The sequence below is a fragment of the Okeania sp. SIO2B3 genome, from assembly GCF_010672525.1.
Classification (GTDB): Bacteria; Cyanobacteriota; Cyanobacteriia; order Cyanobacteriales; family Microcoleaceae; genus Okeania.
In genome coordinates, this window is record NZ_JAAHGH010000014.1 from 44,766 (window position 1) to 64,330 (window position 19,565).

The 19,565-nt window shown below is 37.3% G+C and carries 19 protein-coding genes and 1 CRISPR repeat array (1 of these 20 only partly in view); of the genes, 9 read left to right on the top strand and 10 right to left on the bottom strand.

Annotated features, from left to right (window positions below; genetic code table 11):
- A CRISPR array of direct repeats spans positions 1 to 399; the repeat unit is 36 nt; unit sequence CTTTCCCAAACCAAATCCCTACTTAGGGATTGAAAC (it extends 7 nt beyond the left edge of the window).
- 839 nt (positions 400 to 1,238) lie between these two features.
- Both pheS and F6K15_RS14310 read left to right on the top strand, forming a co-directional pair.
- On the top strand, positions 1,239 to 2,240 hold the full coding sequence (pheS, locus tag F6K15_RS14305; RefSeq protein ID WP_293061747.1) for a phenylalanine--tRNA ligase subunit alpha: 1,002 nt from the start codon (positions 1,239 to 1,241) through the stop codon (positions 2,238 to 2,240).
- Between the two features lie 661 nt (positions 2,241 to 2,901).
- On the top strand, positions 2,902 to 3,612 hold the full coding sequence (locus F6K15_RS14310; RefSeq protein ID WP_293061748.1) for an SH3 domain-containing protein: 711 nt from the start codon (positions 2,902 to 2,904) through the stop codon (positions 3,610 to 3,612).
- A 377-nt stretch (positions 3,613 to 3,989) separates the two neighbouring features.
- Here the strand turns inward: F6K15_RS14310 and F6K15_RS14315 are convergent, their stop codons facing one another.
- From F6K15_RS14315 to F6K15_RS14360, 10 genes are all read right to left on the bottom strand, one after another.
- Positions 3,990 to 4,229, bottom strand: coding sequence for a XisI protein (locus F6K15_RS14315; protein ID WP_293061838.1), 240 nt, complete (start codon positions 4,227 to 4,229; stop codon positions 3,990 to 3,992).
- Between the two features lie 200 nt (positions 4,230 to 4,429).
- Positions 4,430 to 4,669: an element excision factor XisH family protein gene (locus F6K15_RS14320; RefSeq protein WP_293061750.1), complete on the bottom strand. Its 240-nt coding sequence runs from the start codon at positions 4,667 to 4,669 to the stop codon at positions 4,430 to 4,432.
- A gap of 28 nt (positions 4,670 to 4,697) precedes the next feature.
- Entirely contained in the window at positions 4,698 to 4,859 is a 162-nt protein-coding gene (locus F6K15_RS14325) for an element excision factor XisH family protein (protein ID WP_293061752.1), read from the bottom strand.
- A 499-nt stretch (positions 4,860 to 5,358) separates the two neighbouring features.
- Positions 5,359 to 5,631: a hypothetical protein gene (locus F6K15_RS14330; RefSeq protein WP_293061753.1), complete on the bottom strand. Its 273-nt coding sequence runs from the start codon at positions 5,629 to 5,631 to the stop codon at positions 5,359 to 5,361.
- Positions 5,632 to 5,697: 66 nt separating this feature from the next.
- Positions 5,698 to 5,874: a hypothetical protein gene (locus tag F6K15_RS14335; protein ID WP_293061755.1), complete on the bottom strand. Its 177-nt coding sequence runs from the start codon at positions 5,872 to 5,874 to the stop codon at positions 5,698 to 5,700.
- A 5-nt stretch (positions 5,875 to 5,879) separates the two neighbouring features.
- Positions 5,880 to 6,368, bottom strand: coding sequence for an AAA family ATPase (locus F6K15_RS14340; protein ID WP_293061756.1), 489 nt, complete (start codon positions 6,366 to 6,368; stop codon positions 5,880 to 5,882).
- Positions 6,369 to 6,478: 110 nt separating this feature from the next.
- A complete protein-coding gene (locus F6K15_RS14345) occupies positions 6,479 to 7,138 on the bottom strand; it encodes an AAA family ATPase (RefSeq protein WP_293061757.1) in 660 nt (219 codons plus the stop codon).
- Between the two features lie 943 nt (positions 7,139 to 8,081).
- The gene (locus tag F6K15_RS14350) at positions 8,082 to 9,476 is read right to left on the bottom strand and encodes an MFS transporter (protein WP_293061759.1); all 1,395 of its coding nucleotides are present in this window, start codon (positions 9,474 to 9,476) and stop codon (positions 8,082 to 8,084) included.
- A gap of 634 nt (positions 9,477 to 10,110) precedes the next feature.
- Complete coding sequence (locus F6K15_RS14355) at positions 10,111 to 10,296, bottom strand: hypothetical protein (RefSeq protein ID WP_293061761.1); 186 nt, start codon at positions 10,294 to 10,296, stop codon at positions 10,111 to 10,113.
- Complete coding sequence (locus F6K15_RS14360) at positions 10,280 to 12,124, bottom strand: NAD(P)H-quinone oxidoreductase subunit F (protein ID WP_293061763.1); 1,845 nt, start codon at positions 12,122 to 12,124, stop codon at positions 10,280 to 10,282. Before F6K15_RS14360 ends, F6K15_RS14355 begins: the two co-directional genes overlap by 17 nt.
- A 232-nt stretch (positions 12,125 to 12,356) precedes the next feature.
- On the opposite strand from F6K15_RS14360, the gene F6K15_RS14365 reads away from it, so the two are divergent.
- The 7 genes from F6K15_RS14365 to F6K15_RS14400 all read left to right on the top strand — a co-directional run bounded on the left by F6K15_RS14365 (position 12,357) and on the right by F6K15_RS14400 (position 18,968).
- Complete coding sequence (locus tag F6K15_RS14365; protein ID WP_293061765.1) at positions 12,357 to 12,506, top strand: hypothetical protein; 150 nt, start codon at positions 12,357 to 12,359, stop codon at positions 12,504 to 12,506.
- A gap of 11 nt (positions 12,507 to 12,517) precedes the next feature.
- Complete coding sequence (locus tag F6K15_RS14370; protein ID WP_124146612.1) at positions 12,518 to 12,829, top strand: carbon dioxide-concentrating mechanism protein CcmK; 312 nt, start codon at positions 12,518 to 12,520, stop codon at positions 12,827 to 12,829.
- A gap of 435 nt (positions 12,830 to 13,264) precedes the next feature.
- A complete protein-coding gene (locus F6K15_RS14375; protein ID WP_293061769.1) occupies positions 13,265 to 13,606 on the top strand; it encodes a carbon dioxide-concentrating mechanism protein CcmK in 342 nt (113 codons plus the stop codon).
- A 549-nt stretch (positions 13,607 to 14,155) separates the two neighbouring features.
- Positions 14,156 to 14,458 carry a EutN/CcmL family microcompartment protein gene (locus F6K15_RS14380; protein WP_293061770.1) on the top strand — a complete coding sequence of 101 codons (303 nt, stop codon included), beginning with the start codon at positions 14,156 to 14,158 and terminating at the stop codon, positions 14,456 to 14,458.
- Positions 14,459 to 14,717: 259 nt separating this feature from the next.
- A complete protein-coding gene (locus F6K15_RS14385; protein WP_375341066.1) occupies positions 14,718 to 14,867 on the top strand; it encodes an RRXRR domain-containing protein in 150 nt (49 codons plus the stop codon).
- 114 nt (positions 14,868 to 14,981) lie between these two features.
- Positions 14,982 to 17,351 (top strand): ribulose bisphosphate carboxylase small subunit, encoded by a 2,370-nt coding sequence (locus F6K15_RS14390; RefSeq protein ID WP_363267962.1) that lies wholly within the window; start codon positions 14,982 to 14,984, stop codon positions 17,349 to 17,351.
- Between the two features lie 396 nt (positions 17,352 to 17,747).
- Positions 17,748 to 18,968, top strand: coding sequence for a hypothetical protein (locus F6K15_RS14400; protein WP_293061772.1), 1,221 nt, complete (start codon positions 17,748 to 17,750; stop codon positions 18,966 to 18,968).
- Positions 18,969 to 19,565 lie beyond the last annotated feature (597 nt).

Below are 19,565 nucleotides of genomic sequence, written 5' to 3' on the forward strand. Positions count from 1 at the left end.
AAACCAAATCCCTACTTAGGGATTGAAACCTTCACGATGGTGCCAGGAGGCGGACTTGAACCGCCGACACGACTTTCCCAAACCAAATCCCTACTTAGGGATTGAAACTAGAAACTAGAGAAAAAACTAGAGCGGAAATTTTTTTCTCTTTCCCAAACCAAATCCCTACTTAGGGATTGAAACTTCTGTATCAAAGATTTTAGTGCTGAAAGTTATAAACTTTCCCAAACCAAATCCCTACTTAGGGATTGAAACATTTTCTTCCTTGCGGCTTCTTGCAAAGTAATCTCACTTTCCCAAACCAAATCCCTACTTAGGGATTGAAACTAAAAGTATCTCCATGAGATTTTATAGAGATTCTGTCTTTCCCAAACCAAATCCCTACTTAGGGATTGAAACTATTTTTCTGCTAATTTTGATTGTTATTGCCTTTTTACTCTCCTAAACCAAGGTTAGCGCCTTGATCTGCTTCATCCTGATAAGCACCCGAAAAAAAAAGCCCGGCCGACTCAAAAATCAGGTTGAACTTTCACAAAAAATCAGATACAATACTTATATTGGGAGTCACTCGCCCCTAAGCATGACTAATTATTCAACTAAAAAAGATTCTATTACTAAACCACAAAAAAAATAACAAATCATATTGTTGTTAACACCTCGACCAACTACATCCTGGGAAGCACCCGAAAAAAAGCCCAGCCGACTCAAAAATCGGGTTGAACTTTCACAAAAAATCAGATACAATACTTATATTGGGAGTCACTCGCCCCTAAGCATGACTAATTATTCAACTAAAAAAGATTCTATTACTAAACCACAAAATAAAATAACAAACCATGGCAACTCAACTAACAGAAATAGAAACCCAACTAACAGAACTACGCCAAACAGCGACAGAAGTGATCGCCACAACAAAAACCTTGAAAAATCCACACCAGACTCGTACTTAGGCTTGAACTTTTGCAATACTTACATATTAGGGCTAGAGCAAAACTACAAACAAAGCGATCGCCACAACAGAAAACCTTGAAAAACTGACACAAAACTATAGTTAAAATCCTCACCACTCTCATCCTGCCAAGCACCAAAAAAAAAGCCCGGCCGATTCAAAAATCAAGTTGAACTTTAACAAAAAGTCAGATACAATAGTTACATTGGGATTCACTCGCCCCTACGCATGACTAATTATTCAACTAAAAAAGATTCTATATACTAAAGCACAAACAAAATAACAAACCATGGCAACTGAAATGACAGAAATAGAAACCCAACTAACAGAACTACGCCAAACAGCAACAGAAGCGATCGCCACAACAGAAAACCTAGAAAAACTAGAAGAACTAAGAATTAACTACCTGGGCAAAAAAGGCCAAGTATCCAAAATCCTCGGAGGTATGGGCAAACTCAGCCCAGAAGAACGACCAAAAGTAGGAGCGATCGCCAACCAAGTCAAACAAGCCATCCAGAGCAACCTAGACCAAAAACGGACAAACCTCAAAACAGCAGAAATAGCAGCCAAACTCCAAGCCGAAACCCTAGACGTATCAATGCCAGGAGTATATCGTCCCCAAGGAAAAATCCATCCCCTCAACAACCTCATAGACCGTGCCCTGGACATATTCATTGGCTTAGGCTACACCGTCGCCACGGGTCCAGAAATGGAAACCGACTACTACAACTTTGAAGCCTTAAACACACCACCAGACCACCCTGCCAGAGATATGCAAGACACCTTCTACCTACCAGACGGTAACTTAATGCGGACCCATACCTCTTCAGTGCAGATCCGTTATATGAAAAACCACGAACCCCCCATTCGAGTCATAGCTCCCGGTCGTGTTTATCGACGGGACACAGTAGATGCCACCCACGCAGCAGTATTCCATCAACTAGAACTATTAGCAGTAGACGAAGGACTAAGATTTTCAGACCTCAAAGGAACTATCAAAGAATTCCTCAGACAAATGTTTGGAGACCTACCCATTCGTTTCCGTGCCAGCTATTTCCCATTCACCGAACCCTCAGCAGAAGTAGATTTGCAGTGGAATGGCAAATGGTTAGAAGTATTAGGTTGTGGAATGGTAGACCCCAATGTATTAGAAGCAGTAGGTTATGATTCGGAAAAATATACAGGTTTTGCCGCAGGTTTTGGCGTAGAAAGATTTGCCATGGTGTTGCATCAAATAGATGACATTCGGCGAGTTTATGCCAGCGACTTACGTTTTTTGCAGCAGTTTTAAATAGCTATCAGCATTTCAGCTATCAGCTTTCAGCTATTGGTAGTAGACTGACACGCCTAAAAATGTAGGTTGGGTTGTAGCTTGCACACCAAGTAGCGGTACGGCAGTGTTAGCGGAGCTTCCCGGAGGGAAACCCAAAAAAACCTTACTAATGTTGGGTTTATCCCAATGGACAAGCTGGCGCTAACGGTTCCTCAACCCAACCTACACCTAATGCAGCATTTTAGATGAAACGGTCTAGTAACTTCAGTAGTCCAGTAGGGTGTGTTAGCGACAGCGTAACGCACCATTGAATATGTGTCAGTCCACTACTGAAATAATGGTTGATTTTACACCTAATGCACCGGGTGCTGTGGGATGAGGTTTTAGTAATACCAATTCCTAAAAGTATTGCTATACTTGGGCAAGACTTCAGTTGTTAACTGATCGGTACAAGCAAAACCACTTTTTTGCTAATTTCAGCTAAGGTAATGTTAATTATTCTTATGTTTGCTTCTCCCTCACTCCCCCACTCCCCTATTTCCCCTCCTGGGAGGGGTTAGGGGTGGGTCCCCTACTCAACAAAATGTAGAAAAGTTTTTGAGAAATGGTATAACGTACCTGCGTAAGTTCTATATCCTAGTATATGTTGGGTTTCGTTCCTCAACCCAACCTACTGAGTTTGAAATTACTTTTAAATTTTGACAAAAATATGCGTCAACCAGTGGCATTGCTAACATTAATATTAATGATCGCCCTCGGTGTTCCCAAAAGAGCGATCGCTACAACCATTAAAATAGCTCAAACATCTCAAGAAACTGCTAGTTTATGTCGTCAAGTTAATGACGAACAAGGTTTAATCGTTCAAAAAAGACCAACCCCAAACTCTCCTACAGTAGGGACTGTAGATGCAAATCAACAAGTGAAATTAATAGAAGGTTATCGCAATATTAGAGGTCCAGCGGGTCGAACTTGGGTAGAAATTACTGCTCCTATTTCCGGGTTTGTGTCTAGGGGTTTTCCAGGCAATGAAAATAATTTAATAGAATGTTCTGAAGTAGCTACAGAAACTCCAACGGAACCTTCTGGTCAAAATACTTCTGTTGATAATTTGCCTACAGAAACACCGTCTCCTACAGAGTCCACATCACAAGTAGATCGAAATTTATGTCGTCAAATTGATAGTAAAAAAGCACCACGGGGTTTAGCAGTACGGACAAATGCTACTAGACGATCCGAATATAAAGGAAAAGTTCCTGTTGATAGTGAGCTTACCCTTGTGGAAAATTATCGTTTAATTCCCGACCGAAATGGAGAAAAACGTAAGTGGGTAGAAATTACTTCTCCTCTGTCTGGGTTTGTTTCTGCTGGTAATTTAGTTGAGTGTGATTAAGGGGGAAGTGGGGGAGTGGGGGAGTGAGGGAGTAGGGAAAGAAAGCTTCAAAGGGAAAAGGTTTTTTGATCACTAATTATCCGGACATTACATTGCACAACTTTTGAGCTTCAATATAACCCAAACTCTCTTTATTCAGAGGCAAATACGTTAGTATTGTTAATCAACCAATCAAAAAAAATAGAAATAAATAACTGTACGAAAAACATCCATTGCTTCAGTAAAAGTCTTCAAAGATTTATGTCTTCATTGCCTGTTGTACCAAGAGCGAAAAAAGAATGCTGAAAAATAGCGGTTCCAGTTAATTTTAGATAGTTATTTCTATCGTTTTGCCCTTTTTTTCAAAATTAACCCCTTCTTCCTTCTTCCTTCTACCATTAATTCACTGCAAATTCTGTCAAAGGTCGCACTTCTGGCGGATGAAAACCTAATACAATTTTATTTTTAGGAATACCTGCCATAACTAAATCTAACGCAATTCCATCTTCTAATCCATCTTCGTGAATCCAGATTTTCTCATTAATAATTTCCCAGTGAACCACACAACCATGAACTCTTTTTCCTTTTAAATATCCTACTGTTAATAATAAATAGTTTTTGTGGTCTTCACCAACAATAAACTTTCGTTCTCAGTTGCCGTAAGCATAAGGTAAATTAGCATATTCTCCCAAAATTTCAGTAATGATTTGATGATAATTATTTATGGTATCCATTGATAAATAACCTCCTGTTTAGCATCAAAAGTTATTAAACTCAGCCGTTGATTTTTTAATAATATTTGACCAATAGGCTCAGTAAAAAACTCCTCGAAAATACTTTATGTAATTGCTAAATATAGTAACCGCTCCGGTTCAATATCTTTTATAATATCGTAGTATAAAATATATTGACCTAATGCTTTTTCTAAGTCATTTACTCGCGATAAACTGGTAAAACTTTTAATCTCCACAGCAATTTTTTTCAAACCCTTTTCAGCAGAAAGTAATTTGTCAGCTCCCAAATCAAAAAACAAATCTCTTTTTCCAATACTCAAAATATAGGGGTCGTTATTCAACAATGAATAATTAATAATTAATAATTAATAATTACCTCTCCTTGAAAAGAAGAGGATTGACAAAGAGATGAAAATTTTTCTTTATTATCCCCTTAAAAGGGGAGGCTTTAAACCACAATTTTTCGGTAATCGTCCATCCATCCTTAATCAAGGCATTTTTTACTATATCGTGATAGAAGTCTTTAGCTGGCATTCATCTTTACTCCTGAATCTTTAAACCAACTTTTTCAACTATTATAATACAGTAGGTTGGATTAAGCAGTAGCGCAACCCAAAACATACAATATGATAGAGTTACATATTTTTGGGATGAATTGTAAGCTTGGAGAAAAAACAAGTTAAAAGTATTAAATATGAGATTTATCTATTTCAAAAAAGATTCATTCTTTGATTCAGCAACCCAACAAATACAATATGATTATTTGGTTTCCTTACTCAATCCAACCTACAAAGTTCCAGTTATAATACAGTAGTTTGGGTTAAGCGATATAGCTGCCGCTAGGCTCCGCCAACGCGTAACCCAACAAATACAATATTATTGTTGGGTTTCCTTCCTCAACCCAACCTACAAAGTTCCAGTTTTTTATTATAAATATTTAACCGAACATAATATTAGATCGACGATGATTTTATAGTGCTTATTGCTAAAAATAAAATCTCATTAATCTACAAAAAATGTAAATATTGCTGCTTTATTTTTTATATTTTCTGCGTCGAGGAGTAAGTTCAGGTTTTGGAGGTTCATAAGATTTTAAAACTTTATCCCCAGTCAAAATTTCCACTTCAAATCCTAACTCAACATAATAGTCAAAAATCCGTTTAATTGTAGCATCTCCTAATGCAAGTCCTTGACTAGCAAAATTCGGAAATTCATCAGCTAAATCCTTCAAATTTTCTGCATCCCATAACTTTGACTGCTCTGTAAATGCTGCCCAAGGAGTTTGATTATCTGCAGTTAGTTTCATCAAATTTCCTAATTCTTTAGCTATTTCATAACGCTTACTATTTGCTTGAGCAATATGATTACCTGTTTAAATAATTGTGGCTAAAGGTAAAACAAAAATAGTCTTTGCTTTCTCCTCTTTTTCCAAGATTTCATAGACTTTAATCTTATCCCATTTATTATCTTCAGAACCACAAGTTTCCTTTCCTGGCACACCCAAATAAACACAGAGAATTGAAGTACCAATAATTAGCACTTTTTTCATACTTTCTAATCTGCTTTGAGACTCTTCTCAATCAAACCCTTACTAGCAATTTTCCCTAAAGTTCCTGATGCCATTAACTTCGGTAAATCTTCAATATCCTCTAAAGGAATTAACTGACTTTCTCCAGTTTGTTTATCTCGATAAGTCACCATCACAAAAGGAATAAATTTTGGAATTAGTTCATCTAATAAAGCAGAATTATGGGTTGTAACTAAAACATCAATTTGGCGTTGCTCGCCAATTTCTCTTAACATTTGTAATAGTAATCCAGCACGAGAAGGATGCAAACCATTATCTACTTCTTCTATAACAATTAAACTTTTTTCTGGCTGAGTTAACATAGCTGTTAAAATTGCCAAAAATCGCAAAGTTCCATCAGACATTCCACGAGCATCAACTATCATTGGTTGTTGATTAGGATGCCAGATTTCTTCACAGTAAAGCATGGCATCGCTGCCTAGTCTTCCTACAGTTTCAGCCCAAACTTTTCGCATATCTCCTTCTGGTAATTTTGCCAGGTATTTTAATAAATATTCTTCTACTTCCGTTTTCTGTTTTTCTGGTAATGCTGCTAAAACTCCGGCAATATTAGAACCATCTCTTTCTAACTTTTTGATAGAGGTGAATAATTCCGTATTTGAGAAGGTATAGGATTGAAAATAAAAATATTTTTGAGGATATTTGGTACTATACTTTCGGCAAGCATCATTTGATTAACATTATCAAATTCATAGAAAGGAGTCTGTGTTTTAGAACGACCCAACCAAGGATTAGAAGTGGGATAAAGTTTTTCAATATATTCTTTCTCTTTTTTTGAAATATTCAAGTATATTTGACCATTTTTTCCAAGATTGAAGGAGATAAAAGAAAGTTGCTGAAATGAATTACTATCTGAGAGTTTTTGACTATCAATTAATGTTAAAGATTCATCTATTACCTGTATATTAGGTTGAGTTTCTATAGTAATTTTATAAAGATAATCACCCGCTTCATCCTTCCCATCTACTAACACTTGAAAACTAAATTTTGTGTCAGGTTTTCTAACTGCCCATTCAACCCCACCTCTAATACCTGAAGTAAAGCGATCGCCTGTTAATACTGCTTCTACTGAAGTACCTTGCATAATACTATTCAAAAAATCCAAAGCATCAACAACATTAGATTTTCCACTAGCATTAGTACCAATTAAAACTGTTAAAGGGTCAATATATAATTCCGCATAACGGAAACTTTTCCAATTTTCTAAAGTTATTTGTTTTAGCATCAGACTTCTCCGAAAAAGATATAGATTTTTTGCGGGAGTAGGCAACAGGCAATTTCAGTTATCAGTTATCAGTACCTCTGCAATAAGGAGGCTTGACATCAGGAATAGTCTATTTTTTTTATCCCTTTAAAAAGGGAAGCTTTAGACCAATTTTAAAAAAAATTTTACGAATAGTAAGAGGAATAAAAATATTTTACAGGATATGTCATTTGACAAAAAGGATGATTTACCGAATAATTAATAATTCTGGTTGAAAGCCTCCCCTTTTAAGGGAAAAAAAGTGCTAGGATATTTCCTTATATTCAATTCCGTAACGGTTTTAACCAGAGGTAATTATACATTATCCATTATTCATTATCCATTAATGAAGACCTAAAAAATGGTATTTATATCATGTCCGTTTGTATCGTTTGTGTAAACCCAAGCATGAATATATGAATATATATAGGAAATTTAAGTTTTTTCTTGCTCTTAACTTTAGCCTTCCTGCCTCCTCCCTCTTCCTTCTTCCTTCCTCCTTCTTCCTTCTTCCTTCTTCCTTGCCTTAGCTATACAATAACCATGCTACCGGACATGATATTAAGCCATTTATTCTGACTCCTGAATCCTGACTCATAATAAATATCCTAGCTATTTGTAGCAAACATTTATTAATTAGGTTTTATCCCACAATTTTTCGGTAATATATGTTGACAAAAAAGACACAAAAAATGTTTTTTTATGGTGAATCTTTCTTCCCAAAACTTGCTATAATTAAAAGGTTTATTGATTTTTCACCAGATGCCTATTAGACATCTCCAACAATTAAAAATAAAATCAATTATAGGCATAAATCATCAATTATTTTCCCCTATTTTCTATTCCCTTTTTTCTGGAGATGTCTATTAGACTTTCCACCTAAAACCTAAAACCCACTACCCACTACCTAACACCTAACACCTTTTTATTCTTTTCTTTCTCTCAATTTCAACAAAATTTCATCATGTACTTCCCGTGTAATAGGATATAAATAAGCCAACAATAATCCAACAATTAAAAACACAGTAGGCAACGGACCAATTGCCACCCGAATTGCCAAAAGTGCAGACTCCGGTTGAATAGGTGGAGTCTCCCCAGGAACACTTTCAATAAACCCAGCAACATCCAAAGCTACCCCTACCAAAAACAATCCAATAGCTAACCCTACCTTCTGCAAAAAAACCATAAAAGAATAAAAAATTCCCTCCCTTCTTTGCCCAGTATTTAACTCATCCAAATCAATAACATCAGGAATCATAGACCAAGGAACTAAATAAGCAGTTGATACTCCAAAACCAGCCATTATTGCCAATAAATACAATAAACTAACTTGTTCAGGTTGAATAAAAAATAACCCACCCTGAGCAATTATCCACAAACAAACACCCATAAAATAAACAGCTTTCTTCCCCAGTTTTTTACTAACAAAACTCCAAACAAATAACATAGTTAAAGAAGTACCTTGAACAGCGATCGCCACTTGAGGAAAAGTCGCTTCTGGTAACCCCATCCAATTAATTACAAAATAAGGCAAAATCGAAGCCGTTAGTTGCACCCCCAACCAAGAACACAGATAAATACCAATCACAAATAAAAACGGACCGTTATTAAAAGCTACCCGAATTTGTTCAACAATAGGTAAATTAGTATTATTATCTTCCTCCTGTTTTTTACTAGCAGAAAGCGTCCGTTTACGAGTTCCAAAAAAACACCAATAAATAGGTAAAACAGAAATTACTGCACAGACAATACCCAAAACTATATATTGTTGAATAGGATTATCTGGGAAAAGAGAAAAAATTAATTGAGCAAGAACCAAAGAAAAAATACTACCACCAATAGAAAAAGCAAATCTGAAACTATTTAAACTTGTTCGTTCATGGTAATTTTGTGTTAACTCTGGAGTTAGAGCAGCATAGGGAAGATTAACAACTGTATAAGCAATATTAAATAAAATAGCAATTATCACATAGTACCAAAATAAAAAAGACTGATTCGTACTAGGAACTATCCACTGCAAAAAAAATAAAATCCCAAAAGGAATAGCACCAAAAACCATCCAAGGATAACGTCTACCCCAAGGATGAACAGTGCGATCGCTCATCACTCCAATTATCGGGTCATTAATAGCATCAGAAATTTTACCAATCATCAAAATACTACCCGCAATACCAGCAGGTAAACCAGCAACATTAGTAAAGAAAAATAATAAGAAAAATACCTGGATATTAACACACATTGCTGGACCTAGATCGCCAGCACCATAAGCTAATTTAGTCCAGAAGTTAAGTTTTTCAGTTTGAGGGGAAAAGTTATTCATAAGATATCTCCAAAAAATAGGGAGTAGAAAGTTTTAATTAGGGTTTGCTGAAAAAGTCTTTTTTAAGGAGTAGGGGAGCGGGGGAGTAGGGGAGAATTTTTTTGCCCAACTATGCGCTAAAAGTGCTAACTTTTTGAGAATGAAGAGCTGAAAACCATGTACTTTTTCAATACCTAAAAAGACTAAAACCTTTATATGGTAATTATTTTAGATTTAATCAGCAAACCCTAATTAACATACAGCAAATTCCAAGTATATGAAGTACAGATATTAATAATTAAATCCTATCAGTGCGAGCATCTTGCTCGCGTAGGTGTAACTCATCAAAGTGGAATACGCTGTAAAATACAGATATTTTGGCTTATAGCGGTTTCCATTTGGGTAGACCACAGTAGGGACGTTCCATGGAACATACCTACAAGGTTTGATGTGTGAAGATATGGTTAATCAATTTGAAAACCGCTGTAAAAGCAGAGGGCACAAGTTTTGTAGTTTACCTTTGTGAAAACCTTTATAAAGACTCAAAACTTAGGTTTAATATAATAGGACCTACGCACGAGATACAAAAAAGTAGTATTTGAGATTGTTTCCCTGTCGGTCGCTTCGGACGGAAATACGTTCTACTGCATAAGTCCTAATAATAGATATCTCCAGAAAATAGGGAATAAGGAACAGGAAGAAATGTTTGAATATTTATGGATAAGAACTTGAGTAAAAGCACTAATACCAAAACGTTTTCAAATTCAGCTATAACCCTTCTGCCTTCTGCCTTCTTCCTTCTTCCTTCTTCCTTCTTCCTTACTTCAAAAACTAAAATCAATCAACCACAGCGCCAAAACCCCCAATACACCAACCCCTATCAAAATAGTAAGCACATAAGATTGACCTTTACCAGACACCCCATACTTCAAACCCTCCCCACTAAAAATCGTTGCCAAGCCAACTAAATTAACAACTCCATCAACAATATAACGGTCAACCCAAGCATTTAACCTGGAAATTTGGGTAACTGCAAATACCACAGTTACATTGTAGAAGCGATCAATATAGAAATCATAAGCAAGCAAATCTTGAACAAAACGCAAAGGAGCATATATTGGTCGAGACCAACTTCTACCTAACTCCATCATGCTACCAAAAATAACACCAATCAAACCAGACGCAACTAACAAAATGACAACCGCTAAATTAATATAACCCCAGTCAGGTAATAGTGATAACCGTTGCATCATTATCGGTGTCAGTAAAGTAATGATAATTAAAGATACCATAGGCACAGCCATCGGCCAGGGAACTTCTGGTGCGCGTTTCGTTTTCGGCTGAGATTCACCTAAGAACACCAAACGGTAAACACGGGTTAAGTTTAAAGCAGTCAAGAAATTAACAAATAGCAAAACAGGTACTACCCAAGGATCGATAATCCAAAACACATCCAAACCTTGTCGTAGCGCCCAGAAACCCCCTAAAGGTAATAACCCTATTAAACCAGCAGTGCCTACTAAAAAAGAACTTGTAGTAACTGGCATTCGAGACCACAACCCCCCCATCTCTGTAAGGTCTTGGCTATTAGTAGTTAATATTACACCCCCAGCACTCATAAATAATAGTGCTTTAGCAATGCAATGAGCCAACAGTAATAGCAAGCCAAAACCAGTCCATTGTGTACCAACAGAAATAAACACTAAACCCAGGTAAGCGCTAGTAGAATGAGACAAAGCACGCTTCAGGTCAATTTGAGCCAGAGCAACTAGAGAAGCTCCGATCGCCGTTACAGTTCCGATCGCCACTAATACATCTAGAGCTATAGGCGCAATAATTAAAATCGGCTGCATTTGGATCAGTACATAAGCTCCAATGGCAACTACCACAGTGTTCCGCAAAATCGAAGCTGGATTTGGCCCTTCCATGGCCTCATCCAACCATAGATGCAGAGGAAATTGAGCGCATTTACCTATTGGCCCCGCAATCAAAGCCAATCCTAACAAATTACCTGTAATAGGAGAAAGTTCTACTCTTTCAGCCCATTCATATAAATCGCTAAAATTCATACTTCCAGCCAAAGCTGATATAGCAACTACTCCCATAAGTAGTAAAACATCTCCCACCCGCTTCGTTAAAAAAGCATCTCTAGCTGCTGTAACGACCAGGGGTTGAGCATACCAGAAACCTACTAACAAATAAGTAGAAAGAGTCAGCATTTCCAGCAAAGCATAGGAAATGAACAAAGAGTCGCTAATTGTTAAGCCACTCATTGCTGCCTCAAAAAATCCCATTAGTCCAAAAAATCTGGCTAATGCCCAATCCTTTTCTAAATATCCCAAGGCATAAAGTTGGGCTAATAGACTGAAACCCGTCACAACATCCATTGCTCCAACGGTTACAGATGAGATATTAAAGGCAAAAGATAAGTTGAGGTCTGCCGTTTGTAGCCAGTTGAATATGATTTCTCGTGGTTCTTGGCTCCAGACAGCTTGATAAACAATGGAGCCATGAATAAAGGCCACTAAAGTCATCAAGATATTAAAATAAGCTGCTGGCCGTGGTCCCGTGCGTTGGATCATCCCTGTTGACCAGGGTATAGTCAAAATTGCTCCAACTAAGCCATAAAAAGGTATCCACCAACAGTTTTCAGTCAGAAATTCTATCATTTATTATTTATTTACCTTTACTGTTAAAAATAAATATATATTATTAACATAGGTTCTACTTATTAGTGAGTATATATACTGATTTTTTTCTGCTTACGGAGGTTGGTTTCAAAAGTAATAAAAAAAAATTTAGGATTGGTCTGTGGAGGTTGAGGATCGCTGAATTCATAATTAAGTCCAAAGATTTCAATCTTAGGAAATTTATTTTTCTATATAGCTGCAATTATGAATTATGATGATAGTTGCTATTGTCAACGATGCCATGTTTCTCTATGCTAAAATTATAGCATTTGATAGATTTAATCATAATAATGGGAATTCCCTTGAAAACTATCTGGAGACAACACTGGCCTCAATGCTTAAGTTAACTATTGGTCAATAGGAGAAAAAAAAATGCCAATTGCGGTAGGAATGATTGAAACTAGAGGATTTCCAGCAGTAGTAGAAGCTGCTGATGCGATGGTTAAAGCGGCTAGAGTTACTCTGGTAGGTTACGAAAAAATTGGTAGTGCTCGTGTAACAGTAATTGTCCGAGGAGATGTATCGGAAGTACAAGCTTCTGTTGCTGCAGGTATAGAATCAGCCAAACGAGTTAACGGTGGAGAGGTAGTATCAACTCATATCATTGCTCGTCCCCACGAAAACTTAGAATATGTATTGCCAATTCGATATACTGAGGAAGTCGATCAGTTCCGAACTTATTAGTGAGAAAGACTCATTTGAGGCAGGGAGAATTACTACAAATATTTTGACTAGAACTGTGTAGATAAAAAATTTTTTTTGCAGATAAAAGTAAAAATAATGATTAAAGTCTTAGAGCTAAGTAATTTTGCAGATCAAAACATATACATCTGTAACTAAAAATGCTTGAGTTTCACAAGCTTTAAGATCGTGCTTTAGGTTCTGTGAGAAAAAAACACCAACTTTACCCTAAGATTTTAGGGCAATCATTATCAAGAGATTGCCCATTCCAGGGAAAGCCTGCAAAAATTATCATCTAAAATTCTAGTAAATTTAGGAATTAATCGCTCCCCAACTTAAGGTATTATTTGGAAAAGCAATTATTATTCCAAATAACTATAGCTAGGAAAAGTCAATACATATACAAGTAAAGTCAAAGAATATCACGGAGTAAGAATAATGTCAATTGCCGTCGGGATGGTAGAAACCCTAGGCTTTCCAGCAGTCGTAGAAGCAGCAGATGCAATGGTGAAAGCTGCACGAGTCACCCTTGTTGGCTATGAAAAAATTGGTAGTGGTCGGGTAACTGTAATCATTCGCGGAGATGTATCTGAAGTACAAGCTTCAGTAGCAGCAGGAGTTGATAACGTCAAGCGGGTGAATGGAGGCCAAACAATGTCTACCCATATCATCGCTCGTCCCCATGAAAACCTAGAGTATGTTTTACCTATTCGTTATACAGAAGAAGTAGAACAATTTCGTGACAGCACATCTTCTATTCGTCCAGTAAACAGAACATAACTTGATTGTGGATAGCAGGTTTTGAGATTGAACTGAAAAAGATAATTTACCTAGAAAGTGTTTCCTAGAGAAAAACAGTAGTAGATTAGTTTCCTACTTTGAAAAGCTGTATTCCTGGGAATGAGGATTTTATTATCTACAAGAGTTAAATGGAGTATACCTTCAACAGATATAATTCCATTAGTGAACTTCTGGAGTTTATTAAATCCTCAATCCTGACTGTAGAATTGTAAAATAGTTTCTGTTTTTAGTCTGATCGCTGAAAGCTGCAATTTTTCAGATGTGATAAATATCTTAAGGATGCAGCTATTAATATATCAAACCCTTCAGTGATTATTAGTCAATATTGACTGAAAGCTGAAAGGTATGTTATGGCAGTCAAGCATGACCATGACTTCCTACAGACTAGAAAAATTTGGAACTTCTGGGTAGAAGCAGGAAATATTAGTGAATAAATTCTAGCACATAATCAAACTGAGAGTGAAAAACAACTTTTGAAGTTTCAATCTAAAATCTAATATCTGAAATCATGTAATTAAATTAGAGATCATGCAAATTGCCAAAGTTCGTGGCACTGTTGTTAGCACCCAAAAAGAGCCTAGTTTACAAGGAACAAAGCTACTTCTGCTGCAATTTATAGACGAAGAAGGCCATCCACTGCCTAAATATGAAGTAGCTGCCGATAATGTCGGAGCCGGAATAGATGAATGGGTGCTGGTTAGTCGCGGCGGAGCAGCTCGTGAAATACCTCGTAGCGAACAACTGCCTATAGATGCCAGAGTAGTTGCAATTATTGACACAGTCACAGTGGACAATAGCATGATCTACGGTAAAAAAGACCAATATCGTTAAACACCTTTGAAAAACCTAGCCAAAGAAAGGACATTTCTAAGATTGTCTCTCAAAGGTTGCAGATCGAGTCAGTACTGACTACGTTGGCAGGTCACGACTACCGTATGCGAACTCCAACATACTCATAGTCGCTCCTGATTAAGGAAATCGTTTAATAGCGATAATCGGAAGTGGGTTTTGTACCGATAGTGTCAGAAGCATGAACAAGCCTGGCCAACATGATCGAGGAACACTTTACTGAAAAGGACTAGACACCACAATGTCTAATACTAATTACGTTTTTGTCATAGATACAAACAAAAAACCATTACAACCTTGCACACCAACTGTTGCTCGTAGGTTGCTAAATTCGGGCAGAGCTTCTGTATTTAGACGTTTTCCGTTACATTTTGTCCACAGTTGTCGATAAATGTCTAGGAAAATGCTGTCTAAAACTTAACAGTTGGATGTTGAAATCTTGAACTGCAAGACATTTACTTAAATATACCAACACCCAACATTTAGCTTAAGGAGAAAAAAAAATATGCCACACCGCAAGGAAGCGGCTCCACCGACCCCCTGGTCACAAGACTTGGCGAAGCCCAAGATTGATAAGACAGCTTACGTTCACTACTGTTCTAACATAATTGGAGATGTTAGTGTCGGTTCCCATGTATTAGTAGCTCCCGGTACATCAATTCGTGCTGATGAAGGAACTCCCTTCTTTATCGGTGCAGGAACCAATATCCAAGATGGAGTAGTGATCCACGGCCTAGAACAAGGAAGAGTAGTAGGAGACGACAACCAACACTATTCTGTATGGATAGGTAAAGATGTTTCTATCACTCACAAAGCTCTAATTCACGGCCCGTGCTATATCGGGGATGAGTCTTTTATCGGCTTTCGCTCTACAGTATTTAATGCCCGTATTGGTGAAGGCTGCATCGTGATGCTTCATGCTCTCATCCAAGACGTAGAAATTGCTCCTGGTAAGTATGTACCTTCAGGAGCAATTATTACAAATCAACAGCAAGCAGACCGTTTGCCAGACGTACAACCAGCAGATCTGGAATTTAGCCATCATGTGGTGGGAATTAACGAATCTTTACGACAAGGTTATCTCTGTGCAGACAATGTCTCCTGTATTACACCTATTAAAACTGAAATGAATAGTAATTACGGTAACGGTAACGGTTACAGTTACAAATCTTCTGTAGCAACTGGCTCCCTAAGCCCAGAAGTAGTTGCTCAAGTAAGACAGCTAGTATCCCAAGGATATGATATTGGCACAGAACACGCTGATGCTCGTCGCTTCAGAACTGGTTCCTGGAAAACTTGTTCTCCAATTCAAAGTAAAAATTCCTCAGAAGTAGTAGCAGCTCTAGAAGCTTGTGTCGAAGAACACGCTGGAGAGTATGTACGTCTGTTTGGTATTGACCCCAAAGCCAAACGCCGAATTTCTCCAATTATGATTCAACGGCCTGATGGTAAAAAAATTGCTCAAAAATCGACTACTGGTAACTATAGTGTTCCCGCTGCTTTTGGAGGTCAGTCTGCTACAACAAATACCACAGGATTAACTCCAGAAATTGCAGACCAAGTAAACTCTTTGCTATCTCAAGGATACAAAATTAGCACTGAGTATGCCAATGAACGTCGCTTTAAAACTAGCTCTTGGCAAAATGGTCCAACTATTTCAGAAACCAGTGCCTCACAAGTATTGCCAGCTATAGAACAGTTTTTGGCAGAACATAGCGGTGAATATGTACGTTTGATAGGCGTTGACCCTGTAGCTAGGCGTCGTGTTGTAGAAACATTAGTTCAACAACCAGGCGATCGCCCAATTAAACAATCTGCTGTTGCCTCTTTCACTGCTAAAACTCCTGCAAATAGCCAAGGTAGTGTGGTCAATACAGGATTAAGTCAGGAAGTTTTAACTCAAGTAGGTTCACTATTTAATCAAGGACATCGCATCGGCATAGAACACGCTAATGCACGTCGCTTTAAGACTAGCTCTTGGCAGAGCGCTCCCATATCCGCACAGACTACTGCACAAGCAATAGATGAATTAGAAGCAGCTTTGGCACAGTATAGTGGGGAATATGTACGCTTAATTGGTGTCGATCCTGCTGCCAAACGTCGGGTGTTGGAAGTATTAATTCAGGAACCAAATGGCAAACGCCAAGGAGTTACATCTAATGGAGCAGGCAATAGTAAGCCTCCTATTTATAATACTGCTCAAACCAGTTTGTCGAGTCAAGGTAGTGCAGTCAATACAGGATTAAGTCAGGAAGTTTTAGCTCAAGTAGGTTCACTATTTAATCAAGGACATCGCATCGGCATAGAACACGCTAATGCACGTCGCTTTAAGACTAGCTCTTGGCAGAGTGCTCCCATTTCGGCACAGACTACTGCACAAGCAATAGAGGAATTAGAAGCAGCTTTGACACAGTATAGCGGGGAATATGTACGTTTAATTGGTGTTGATACCGCAGCCAAACGTCGGGTGTTAGAAGTATTAATTCAGGAGCCAAATGGCAAACGCCAAGTAGTTCCTACCGCTCAAGCTACAACTTCTAATGGAGTAGGTAATAGTTATCAACCATATAGTAGTGTTACAGCTACTGCTAGTACCCAGAAGCTAACTCAAGAGGTTGTAGAACAGGTTCGCTCTTTGATTGCGAGTGGCTACAAAATAGGTACAGAGTATGCAGACCAACGCCGTTTCAAGACCAGTTCTTGGAAAACTGATACTCAAATTAATGGCAAACGTGATGCTGATGTTTTCCCAGCTATTGAGGAAACTCTAGCTCAACACGAGGGAGAATATGTCCGCTTAATTGGTATCGATCCTCAAGCTAAACGCCGTGTTTTAGAAATGATTATTCAGCAACCTAACGGTAAAGCGAAGTAAAGAAAAAACCAAAAAGTCAAAAGTAACAACTTTTTTGAACTTTAGACCAAAAAGTAAGGTCAATATCCTCGCCTTTTCAGAGGATGAAAAGCGGTCTAGGGATGGCGAGGAAACCTCGCCATATCCATGAGACCAAGAGAAAGTCAATTTCAGTATTTTCTTGCCTCCCTATTGCATGAGGTACTGTTAACGAAGTCAGAAGTCAGAAGTCAGAAGTCAGAAGTTATTTTTGTAACGGGGATTTGAGCAAGGCTCCAAAAATATTGCGCCCTAAAAGGCGGGGTTGTGCGACCCATATTATTTTCATAACTGATAACTGATAACTGATAACTGATAACTGATAACTGAAATGGCTTTCAGTCGGATATTTGAAAGGAGTTTTATGGAGCAGTATTTATGCAGTTTACACCACTACAACCAATTGAAAATACTGAGCCTTTTGTTAGTGGTGATGTAAAAATTGAGCCGAATGTGGCGATCGCATCTGGCGTCATTCTCCAAGCTGCTGCTGATTGTCAGATAGTTATTGCTACAGGAGTTTGTATTGGTATGGGGGTTATTCTCCATGCTTACCAGGGCAATATTGAAGTCGAGTCAGGAGTCACCATTGGTGCAGGAGTGTTAGTCGTTGGTAAGAGTAAGATAGGGGCTAATGCCTGTATTGGTTCAGTGACAACAATTATAGAACATGATGTTGAACCAAATCAAGTTGTACCACCGACTTCTATTATAGGAGAGTCTGGACGACAAATCTTAGGAAATTCTACTACAGCTCTATCTCAAACAGTTTTAACACCACAAATAACAACTACTACTAACAGCAATGATGATTTTTCAGTAGACCGGGAATTAGGAAGCAGTTCTGAATTGAGTGAGGAAGAAATCTCTCAAAAGAGTACTTTTAATGATCCAGATAATCATCAAGAATTAGGCAGTAATTCTGAATTGAATGAAGAAAATCTCTCTCAGAAGAGTACTTTTAATTATCCAGTTAATCTTCCAGTTAATAATCAGGAATTAAGCAGTAGTTCTGAATTGAGTGAGGAAGAAATCTCTCAAAAGAGTACTTTTAATTATCCAGTTAATAATCAGGAATTAGGCAGTAGTTCTGAATTGAGTGAGGAAGAAATCTCTCAAAAGAGTACTTTTAATTATCCAGATAATAATCAGGAATTAGGCAGTAGTTCTGAATTGAGTGAAGAAAATATTGCTCAGAAAAGTACTTTTAATTATCCAGATAATAATCAGGAATTAGGCAGTAGTTATGAATTGGATGAAGAAAATATTGCTCAGAAAAGTACTTTTAATTATCCAGTTAATAATCAAGGACTAAACAGTAATTATCAATTTTTCAAAAAAACTGAACCTGAAAATGATAATTCTAATGCCCTTGTTAATCAAGAATTAACAAATACTTCTTCATCACCAGACCAAGAAAAAACTCAAAATGAAGAAGAAACTCAAAATAAAATTGAGCAGGCTAAAACTAAACTACAAGAAGAAGCACCTGAAACCACAAAAACTCCAATCTACGGACAAGATCATGTAAATAGGATGATGAAAACTTTATTTCCTCATAAAAATTCTCTTAGCTCTCATCCCGATGAAGAAGATTAGACAACTAATAGCAAGAACAGAAACACAGAGGCGGCAGATGCCGAAAGCCATAGCAATTTTTGTTACTGTTTATTAATGCTAGTTGAGATATACTAAACAATATGATTTATACCAATTTTCATGCATTAATGCTATACTTAGGTAGGACTTCAGTTATTAAGTAATTAACACAGGTTGAACACCTTTTTGCTAATTTAAGCAAATTTAATGTTAATTATTCTGATGTTTACTTCTCCCCCGCTCCCCTACTCCCCTACTCCCCAGTTCAAAACAATTTAGAAAAGTTTTTGAGAACATGGTATTAGGGCAGCATATTTTTAGCAGATAAACAGTGATTGGATGGTTGACAATATAACTATTTTTTGATAATAGAGGGCTTGCTAATTTCAAAAAAAATATAATATAATTTGATAAACCTAGAGACCTAACTGATAAAACTTGACTCTCATTCAGGGACAAAAAATTATTTAAAGTCTCTTTGTCTTTTTCAAGTGAAGTCTAATCAGATAAACTATATTAATTTATATTTTTGATTTCATATAAAAATTTCCTGAAGTAGCTCTAAAGACCATCAGCTAGAATTTTGAAGAGAGTTTA